General features: G+C 38.4%; 8 protein-coding genes. 2 read left to right on the forward strand and 6 right to left on the reverse strand.

The window, feature by feature from the left end:
* Both AC2JBO_RS39200 and AC2JBO_RS39205 read left to right on the forward strand, forming a co-directional pair.
* Positions 1 to 1,569 (forward strand): GAF domain-containing sensor histidine kinase (locus AC2JBO_RS39200; protein ID WP_496959036.1); only part of this gene is annotated, 1,569 nt, incomplete at its 5' end.
* 762 nt (positions 1,570 to 2,331) lie between these two features.
* A complete protein-coding gene (locus AC2JBO_RS39205) occupies positions 2,332 to 3,072 on the forward strand; it encodes a hypothetical protein (RefSeq protein WP_496959037.1) in 741 nt (246 codons plus the stop codon).
* 199 nt (positions 3,073 to 3,271) lie between these two features.
* Here AC2JBO_RS39205 and AC2JBO_RS39210 read toward each other — a convergent pair whose 3' ends face one another.
* From AC2JBO_RS39210 to glgA, 6 genes are all read right to left on the reverse strand, one after another.
* Positions 3,272 to 3,865, reverse strand: coding sequence for a peptidoglycan-binding protein (locus AC2JBO_RS39210; RefSeq protein WP_496959038.1), 594 nt, complete (start codon positions 3,863 to 3,865; stop codon positions 3,272 to 3,274).
* A gap of 242 nt (positions 3,866 to 4,107) precedes the next feature.
* Positions 4,108 to 4,914, reverse strand: coding sequence for a M23 family metallopeptidase (locus tag AC2JBO_RS39215; protein ID WP_496959039.1), 807 nt, complete (start codon positions 4,912 to 4,914; stop codon positions 4,108 to 4,110).
* Positions 4,915 to 5,075: 161 nt separating this feature from the next.
* Positions 5,076 to 5,549 carry a tellurite resistance TerB family protein gene (locus AC2JBO_RS39220; protein ID WP_496959040.1) on the reverse strand — a complete coding sequence of 158 codons (474 nt, stop codon included), beginning with the start codon at positions 5,547 to 5,549 and terminating at the stop codon, positions 5,076 to 5,078.
* A 114-nt stretch (positions 5,550 to 5,663) separates the two neighbouring features.
* Positions 5,664 to 6,650 (reverse strand): DNA-methyltransferase, encoded by a 987-nt coding sequence (locus AC2JBO_RS39225; RefSeq protein WP_496959041.1) that lies wholly within the window; start codon positions 6,648 to 6,650, stop codon positions 5,664 to 5,666.
* Positions 6,651 to 6,705: 55 nt separating this feature from the next.
* The gene (locus AC2JBO_RS39230) at positions 6,706 to 7,755 is read right to left on the reverse strand and encodes an RRXRR domain-containing protein (protein WP_496959042.1); all 1,050 of its coding nucleotides are present in this window, start codon (positions 7,753 to 7,755) and stop codon (positions 6,706 to 6,708) included.
* Positions 7,756 to 8,142: 387 nt separating this feature from the next.
* Complete coding sequence (glgA, locus tag AC2JBO_RS39235) at positions 8,143 to 9,609, reverse strand: glycogen synthase GlgA (protein ID WP_496959043.1); 1,467 nt, start codon at positions 9,607 to 9,609, stop codon at positions 8,143 to 8,145.
* Positions 9,610 to 9,777: the final 168 nt, after the last annotated feature.

The following is a 9,777-nucleotide window of genomic DNA, read 5'->3' on the forward strand; positions in this document are numbered from 1 at the left end:
AAAAGTGGTAGGCTAATACCAATTGAATATAATGTTTTCTTAATAAAAGACCAAAAGACGGGTAAACCCATAGCTTTAGCTAACGTGACCAGAGATATATCAGAGCGAAAGCAAGCAGAGGAAGCTTTACGTCAGTCTGAAGCAAAATCTCGCGAGTTAGCACTTAGAGAACAACTTATCAATAGGTTAGCAAGCCAAATTCGCCAATCTTTAAACCTTGACCAAGTTTTAGAAACAGCAATACAAGAAATTAGAGATTTATTGCAGATTGACCGATGTAGCTTTTCCTGGTTTAAACCTGATACCAATCCTCCGTCATGGGAAACTCTTAAAGAAGCAAAACATAAAGATTTTCCTAGTTTATTAGGTTATCATCCTGCCGACAAAATTGGACCAGCAACAGAGATGTTCTTAAAACAAAAGATTCTGAAAATAGACGATGTGGAACAATTTAATGAACCCATCCATAAGAAGTTTTTAGAATCATTGGGAATTAAATCAGAGATTGTATTACCTATTAGAACTCGCTCAGGTCAAATTGGGGTAATAGTTTGTGGTCATTGGACTAAGACTCGTCCTTGGACAAATAGTGAAGTGGAACTTTTGCAAGCGGTTGTAGACCAGTTAGCTATAGCTATTAACCAAGCAGAACTTTATACCCACAGTAAAGTAGTGGCACAAACAGCTACAGAGCAAGCACAAAAAATAGAAAATACTTTAAACGAACTTAAGCGCACTCAAACTCAACTTGTACAAAGTGAAAAAATGTCCAGTTTGGGACAACTAGTGGCTGGTGTCGCACATGAAATTAATAACCCAGTCAACTTCATTTATGGGAACTTAACTTATGCTAGTAATTACACTGAAGATTTAATAAAATTGCTGAAGCTATATCAACAAGAATATCCTCAACCGACACACGAAATAAGTCAAGAAATTGATGCTATTGATTTAAATTTTCTTATTTCAGATTTACCAAAAATCATGTCTTCAATCAAGGTTGGTTCAGAAAGAATTCGAGAAATTGTCCAATCATTAAGAACTTTTTCTCGTCTTGACGAAGCAGAAATGAAAAAGGTTGATATTCATGAAGGAATCGAAAGCACATTAATGATTTTGCAACACCGTCTTAAACCAAAACAAAACAGCCCAGCAATCGAAGTCATTCAGAACTACGCAGCCCTACCAAAAGTCGTATGCTATGCTGGACAACTTAACCAAGTGTTTATGAATCTACTTGCAAATGCAATTGATGCTTTAGATGAAGGAATGAATAAAGGCTTGATTTCAACTCCAACTATACGTATTGTTACAAAAATGCTGGAGAATCAGCATATTGCTATTCACATAGCTGATAATGGCATCGGAATTAAACCTGAGATTCAACAGAGGCTATTTGATCCATTTTTTACCACTAAACCTGTTGGAGTCGGTACAGGTCTAGGACTATCAATAAGCTATCAGATTGTCGTTGACAGACATAGTGGTCAATTGCACTGTATTAGTGAAGTAGGTAAAGGTACGGAATTTATAATTGAAATCCCTACAACGCAAGTAGGCGATACTTAATAACTTCACAATTATTAGCAAACAATAAATATAATTATTTAAATAATGAAGCTATAACTACATGCTTTATCAATATACAGTAGGTATATTATGTAAATTACGTACAATTTAATTAGTGGCTGTTGAAACTCCTATTAAGTTGTATCTTTCTAACCCTATACCTTCTTAAATAGCTAGAATTTGGTTTATTTATAAGCGCAATACTTTGATATAGCGCTTCCTATTCTAATGAAGTACATAAGGGCGGGCAAGGATGCCCGCTCCACAAGAAATTTACTATTTAAATCTGTACCTCATGTGACTAAGAACCGCTATAATCATATTTCTCAATCTAATTTTAAGTATTTATATTTTTTTTATAATTGAACTGTAGAGTTTATACAAAAAGTTTATATTTGAACTTATATTTACCTACAAATAGGTTGAATTTAATTATTTAACAAAATAATGAGTTTCCGAGTATTTACGACTGACAAATATTGTAAGATGAATTAAATTAATAGTTAATAGTCTAAAGGCTAATTGTAGCAATATAAATTTGCATAAATTTCATTTATGTAAATATAAACCTAACTTTTAATTTTTTATAAAGTTAGTGTTTTAATTTTAGAACACCTCAAATGTGATGTAGCTTTATCAGGTTGCTCTACCATTTGAAGCATTTTATTATTAGGCAAATAATTATTTCGCTATTTTAGTAATTATTCTTGCTGAATAAATTGTGCTTTTACTTGATAATAGTTAACACATTGGAACACAAAAATGCAAAATATCTTAAGTGTGATTGAAGCTAAAAAACAAAAATTCGCACAATTAGAACTATTTGATTTTATGCAAGATACAAGTATAAGTCCTTCTCAAAGACTAAGTTTTGCTCCTTGCATGGCTCACTTCATAATGAGTTTTAGTGATTTAAATAAATATGTTTTTCGTGATGAAAATACAGATAACCTAATTCAGAAAATTGTAAATACATATACTTATGAAGATGATGAACATTGGCCGTGGTTTCTAACGGATATAGAAAGTTTAGGGTTTAATCGTACCTTACTTTTTAGCGACTTTTTAAGATTTATATGGGGTGAAGAAACCAAGATTACGCGACAAATAGCTTATCAAGTTGCTGGATACTGTCTAAATGCAGATGCGGCTATTAAAATAGTAGTAGTTCAGTCTCTTGAAGCAATGGCGGATGTATTCTTTTCTGTATCAACACAAATCACATCTGAGTTACGAGTAAGTACTAAAAAAGAATACTTCTATTTTGGCAATTTGCATTTAGGCGTAGAAAGCGAACATTCAATGAATGACAAAGAAGCACAAGAAGAACTAAACAGTATTGAACTGGCAGAGTTACAATATCGAGATGCTCTAGAAGCTGTCGATAGAATATTTAACATTTTCTTCGAGTGGACGTATGAACTACTGGCTTACGCGCGCAATCATCCTGTAGAATTGCCATTGGACGAAAAACTCAATGCTGCACTAGTTGTATGCAGATAAGTTAGTTCATGATTTTACAACAGATACACATCAATTAATGTATCTCCTATAGAATGGCAAGAATTAGCTGGGAGAAGAATCTTCCAGCTAATTTTGGAGCATTCTTGCTTATCCAAAAAATATAAATACGCTCAAAAGCCTGCCCTCGGGAGGCTTTGTTCATATAGAAACACCTTTCCAGGTGTTAATTTTTTGATATTTATAGTCCCAGTGCGACTCTAGTTTGTGGTCCAACTTGACCATCAGCAAGTAAACCATTATTAAGTTGGAAGTTACGCACCGCGCGTTCTGTTATCGAGCCATAATATCCAGTAGGAGCTATTCCTAAGATACGCTGAACTTGGGTAACTGCGGGGCCTGCCGAACCGGTGCCAAGCGTAACTGGTCCACCAACACCAGCTCCAGGTCTATTTATTCCGGAACCAGCGCGAGCAGCAATATATTTGGTTGCGACATAATTACCTGAACTCAGTCGAGAAAAACCGTTTTCGGTATCTACAATAACTGATAAACGCGAACCATTTGGCAAGCAACCAACAACTCGCGAATTAGAACTCGGTTGAGTACGCACTCGTAGGCAACTACCATTAGTACGCACAAATCCTCTTACTGCTGCGTTCGCTTCTCCAAAGGTTGCAAACACAAGACCAAGACTCGCTAATGCCAAGCTGGTTGATTTAAATAAGTTTTGGTTAAAAAGTTTCTGACAGTTAAATTGAATTTCAGGGAGTCCTAACTCTGGTTCTACTGCTTCATTTGCATCAAACATCGAAGAATAAGCTAGATATTCCATCTTGATCTCCTAATACTGTTGTTGTTTGAAAGTGAGCGCTTTCTTAAGTTTCTCCCGCTCTCGGAGAAATAAAGTATTTTCGATTTCTGATTAAAAAGCCGAGTCAATTAACTGTATTTTTTGCTACTGACTATTCTAGTGCGTTTTTACTTAGGTTAAAATTAAAAAAAAATAAAATTTGTTACATTCTTCCGGATGAAATCCCCCCCAACCCCCCTTACTAAGGGGGGCTAAGAGCAATGTCAACTTTCACGTGTGTAAAATACATCATTGCGGAAACGGCGCCCGTTACGCCAAATCTCAACTCCTTGTGGCGTAACAACGTAAGAAAAACTACCATTCTCCGCGCGATATTTGGAATTGCTAACACTCCAAGCAGGTAGTTTAACTGGCTGATTAGGGTTTTGCTTTAATTCTCCAATATAGAACAATTGACCTTTCTCTTGACAAACTTTGACGCGCACGTTTTTAGTTTCACCTGCTATTAAAGTTGTGCCACTACACAAATTATTTGTGTTAAAACTATTCATGGAATTAATTGCAGCAATACGTGTATTACTTGTAGTTGCAGTGTTTTGTGCAGGTAAAAAAGCAATAGGGTCAACTGCTGTACGGTTAGTATGTATTTCAAAGTGAAGATGGGGTCCAGAACTATTACCTGTAGACCCCATCTCTGCTATCATTTGACCTTGGTTAACTTGTTGCCCAAGGCTTACCAAGAGACGCTGATTATGACCATAAACTGTAACTCGACCGTCAGGGTGTTGAATACTTAAGGCATTGCCTAATCCCCAATCATCCCAACCTGCTTTTATCACTTTACCATCTGCTGCTGCATAAATAGGGGTTCCACTGGCGCCTGCAATATCAATGCCTTCGTGCTGATATTTACGAAAACCGCGCGATAATATTCCTTGTGCAGGATAAATAAAACCTGAAATGGAACTGGCAGTTTGAGTTCTAACGGGAGTACTAATACTTAGTACCATTGATACGATTAATCCAGCCAAGCCGTAAATAGGGAGTACAACAGGAGCGCCTTTTTTCATGAATCTAAAGTATATTTTTACTAGAGTTTAAACGTGATACTAAATTGACTATATATATGTACCCGCTGTTTCTGTGTCAAGTAAACAAAATGTAGAGACCGATTGGTATATTCGGTCTCTATATTATGAGAGTATTATTATGAAAGAATAATGCTAAAGCTTTATTCTTCGTCCTCTTCCTCTTCACAATCCTCTTCTTCTGCGAACAACTCGTCTAGAATTTCAGACGCGCGTTTGTCAGAAATCTTTAAAGCTTTTTGAAGGTCGTTGAGATACTCTTGTTCGTTAGAGGGAACTTCACCATCAACTGCGACAACACAAATAGCGGTGATCAAAGCAACTTCTCTATCTTCCTTGCTATCTAAGGATGCAATTGCTAGTTCCATAGCACCAGCAACACCTTCTTGCTCGTAGACTTCCATAGCTGAGTCTACTAAGCTTTGCAAGTCTTCTTCGGAGTACTCTTCAAATTCCGAAGAGCTAGAAAGCATTTCACACAAAGCTTCGCTCTCTTCTTCGCTCAAACCTTCTTCATCTGCGAACGCTGAAAAAATACCAATTATTGCAATCGCAACATCTGTCTCAAGTGCAACTTGGTTTGCGCTACGACTACTGGAAAAACTTGGTTTCGCCATGATTTTCTTTACAAAATGTGTTTACTGTGGTGTGCAATCGATTTCAATCGAAATCTTTTGCTGAATATATGGTTCCCAAAAAACACACCGAAAACACACTTACAGAAAATTTTTTTACTTATACCCCCATTGCAATATGTCTTGCGTCTTCCACTCGTCAGGAATTTGCGTTACACGCTCACGACCTGTAGGTTTATGAACTGCTTGTCCCATAGGACGTATTTTTAGCTCACCACGTTCAAAGGCTTCGAGTCGTTCTTTTGCTACACTAATGTAGCGTGCTTCCCAGTCCACTCCAATGCCTTTTCGATTATGACGTACTGCTGCAATTAACGAAGAGCCGACACCGCAGTATGGGTCAAGGATGTAATCGTTCTCGAAAGTAAATGCTAATACACATCTTTCGGCTAATTCAATTGGAAATTGACAGGGATGAATTGTTTTTTCTGGGTGATTTGATTTGACATTCGGAATGTCCCATAATTCAGCATCCCATTCATGAGCTACAATTTCCCAAATGTCGGAAGGGTTCTTACCTAGCGGATTACCTGATGGCATCCCTTTATTTGGACCTTTAAAGTGCCGTTTTCCGGGATACTTTGCTGGCACACGTACTGCGTCTAAATTAAAGGTATATTTATCGCTCTTTGTAAACCACAGCAAAGTTTCATAACGACCCGAAAAACGTCTTGAAGCATGAAGTCCGTGACCAAAGTGCCAAATAATACGATTACGCAATTTTAAACCACGTTTTTTGAACAAATCATAATAATAAATATCAAGGGGAAATACTTCACCATTCTCAACATAGTTACCTACTTGCCAACAAATACTGCCTTGTGGGTGTAACACGCGCGTCAGTTCATCCAGTACCTGTTTTTGTTCGTCTAAATAATGTTGAATGCCTTTACGTGTTTCGTATTCTTTACCAATATTATATGGTGGCGACGTAACGATAAGTTTTACTACTTCCGCAGGTAAAGAGCGTAGAAATTGATAGGCATCTCCTGTGTGTAATATCGCATTTGCATCAGATGTAAAACTATCACTGTGTGTAAGTGTACTCCCTAACGCTAGTGGCAATTGGTACGCTTGACTCATAAGATTACCTGGTATGCGGGAAACCCATACCTTCAAGGTATGGGAGGAAAGCGACTCAAGGGGTTTTAACCCCAGAGGCAATACGCCATGAATTGTAAGATTTGAATTTACAATCAGATGGAATTGCATTTTGAGTTAATCGTTTTCCAGTGGTTAAACTGTGTAAACTAATTGTTTTTCTGTTTGGGTCTTTCTTAGTTGGGGATTCTTGCCAACCACCGACATAACAAACTCCAAACTTGGAATGCTTGATAATTGCACCACGCTTAAAACCAGCGCTTATTGTTCCACCATAACGAGGTCTAATATGTCCTTCAGTATGTTGCAGTCTGTGTAATTGCCTGCGGTGAAATTCAAGCGGTACTATTTCTATTAAATCGATGTTATCTGGTTTGTCGTCCCCTTCTGTATACCAATTTGCTAACACCCAAGAGTCAACACAATGCGCTTCAAACTTGTTAGATAGTTTGTTCTTCGATTTCTTTAATCCTGCATATTGGCGAAGTTCGTAAGTGTCGTTACCCGTCCTTAATTCAAGCCTTGCAATCCTTTCTAATTCAGAGTAAAACCACTTTTTTCCAACTTCCAGAGGACTAAACATTACATTGTATCTTCTTGCCCTTTTCCATGTTTTGGCTTTGATGTCCTCAACCACAAACACAGTAACGGGAAACAAAGAAGCCAACCATGTACAAATACGCAGTTTCCACTGCCATCTCGACTTAGTTGATGGTGGCAATTTTGACTTATTTACAAGTCGATTGCTTCGGTTTTTACGACAAGGTGTATTGCGGAATCGTCTAGCGCGTCGCATATTGCTACGTGTCTCTACATGGTCTTTTACCCAATCAACCGCGTGAGTTTGCACATTTAGATATGTATGTGCTTTTGATTTAACCGTAAACCCTTCACGCTTACTTCCTGGGTCTACACCAACCGCAATAGGTTGTGTATTGTCGTCACTTGGCAACACATTTAATCGAACACAAAATACTCCTTTTCTCCAAAATGGTGTTGCTTTTCTTGTTTTAATCCAACGCCTTGCTCTACTAGGAGTAGTCGGCATTAATGGACGTTGATTTGAATCTACTACTGGGACGAACATTTTGTTTTACTTTAAGTCAATCAGTATTGCTACCAACTGTGTATACTTCCCTTCGCTACTGACTACCAGAGAGGTGAAGAACTAGGGAGGCATTCTTACATCTAACGGGCTACCATACCCAGATAGTTCAGTTCGAGTTGTTAACTCGTAAGCTAGACACTGTTTTAACTCGATGAAGAAAGTGGTTAGTTTTCTTATTTCAAGCTCAGACCATACGCGGGCTGAGTCAGTGACATACTATGTCATTAAGTCTATAAACTGTAGTATATATAGTACAAAATAGCTATAGATTTGGATGTTTAATTAAGTTTACATGGAACGGGCAAGGATGCCCATTCCACAAGATCATTCCACAAGATTATTCCATGAAAAGCTACATGTATTATGTTAGCTGGGGCTGGCAACAGGTTCTTGTTCGGTTGCAACTTCAACCTGTGTTTGCTTGTGTGTATTTTGTTCCTGTATATTTTGTTCGTCTTCGGGTAAACCAAGTATTGAACGGTATAGCTTGATGTATTGCTTTGCTGACTGATACCAACTAAAGTCTTGATGCATCGCGCGCTGCTGTAATGACTGCCATTGGGGTTTGTAGCGGAAACCTTCCCACGCGCGAATTAAACAAGTATATAAGTCTAACGGCTCATAACGGTCGAAACAGTAACCAGTGCCAGCGGAGTTCATGGGATCATGATGTTGTACTGTGTCTACTAGTCCTCCTGTACGACGCACAATCGGAATCGAGCCGTAGCGTAATGCCATCATTTGACTAATACCGCAAGGTTCAAAGCGACTTGGCATCAAGAAACTATCGCTACCTGCGTAAATACGTCGTGCTAAAGCATCGTTGTAAAGTAAATATGTGGCGACACGTCCAGGGAAACGGGATGCCATTTGCCACATTTGACTTTCATAATTCCTGTCACCTGTGCCTAACAATACTAGTTGCGAATCAGTATAAGATAATAACTTTTCAAGGATTTGTAATACTATATCTATTCCTTTTTGCTCGACAAGGCGTGTTACCATCCCAATCAAAAAGGCTTTGCTGTTCACCTCTAAGCCAACTTCTTCCTGTAATGCAACTTTATTTTTGTTGCGTTTATCTAAAGATTCAACGCTGAAGGTTTGGGGTATATATTTATCTGTACTGGGATCAAAAACTTCTGTGTCTATACCGTTCAAAATACCAGATAATTTACCGCTTACGAATGACAATAATCCTTCTATTTTTTCCCCATAAGCTGCTGTTTTGATTTGCTCGGCATAAGTCGGAGAAACAGTATTGACTCTATCTGCAAACTGTACTGCTGCCGCCATGACATTATGCCCTTGCATATACCACGGACACCAAGTTACTTTTTCTAAGTAACCGCGCCAAGGACCTTGATAAGCAAGGTTATGAATTGTAAACACAGTGCTAATATCTGGAGATTGATGCATCCACACAGGTATCATGCCTGTATGCCAATCGTGACAGTGAACAATTTCTGGTTTCCAATAGTTCCAACAAAATTCTGCGGCGCCGTTAGAAAAGAAAGTGAACCGCCAAGCTTCATCTTCGCCTGCATAAACACGACGCGGATCAAAAGCTGGATGTCCAAAGAGATATAACGGAACATCAGTACCAGGTAACACGCTTTCATAAACATGAAAGTTTTGAAACATGGCATAACCTTTCCAAACGGGTTCAGTTGGAATTTCCATTTTGTCAGGTAAAAAGCCGTAGTAAGGCAAAAATATTCTGACATCATGCCCCATTTGTCTCAAAATTTTTGGCAATGCCCCAACGACATCCCCCATTCCTCCGATTTTGGCTACCGGCGCCGCTTCTGCTGCTACAAATAATATTCGCATCTTTTTTTAAGTAATGAGTGCTGAGTGCTGAGTGCTGAGTGAGTAAAAAGTGCTGAGTGCTGAGTGCTGAGTGCTGAGTGCTGAGTGCTGAGTGCTGAGTGCTAGGTGCTGAGTGCTGAGTGCTGAGTGCTGAGTGCTGAGTGCTGAGTGCTGAGTGCTGAGTGCTGA

The sequence above is a fragment of the Calothrix sp. CBUCES-K 9914 genome, assembly GCF_059640475.1.

Coding starts and splice junctions, on each gene's coding strand:
- AC2JBO_RS39205 (WP_496959037.1), top strand. CDS start 2,332: ATGCAAAATATCTTAAGTGTGATTGAAGCTAAAAAACAAAAATTCGCA.
- AC2JBO_RS39210 (WP_496959038.1), bottom strand. CDS start 3,865: ATGGAATATCTAGCTTATTCTTCGATGTTTGATGCAAATGAAGCAGTA.
- AC2JBO_RS39215 (WP_496959039.1), bottom strand. CDS start 4,914: ATGAAAAAAGGCGCTCCTGTTGTACTCCCTATTTACGGCTTGGCTGGA.
- AC2JBO_RS39220 (WP_496959040.1), bottom strand. CDS start 5,549: ATGGCGAAACCAAGTTTTTCCAGTAGTCGTAGCGCAAACCAAGTTGCA.
- AC2JBO_RS39225 (WP_496959041.1), bottom strand. CDS start 6,650: ATGAGTCAAGCGTACCAATTGCCACTAGCGTTAGGGAGTACACTTACA.
- AC2JBO_RS39230 (WP_496959042.1), bottom strand. CDS start 7,755: ATGTTCGTCCCAGTAGTAGATTCAAATCAACGTCCATTAATGCCGACT.
- glgA (WP_496959043.1), bottom strand. CDS start 9,609: ATGCGAATATTATTTGTAGCAGCAGAAGCGGCGCCGGTAGCCAAAATC.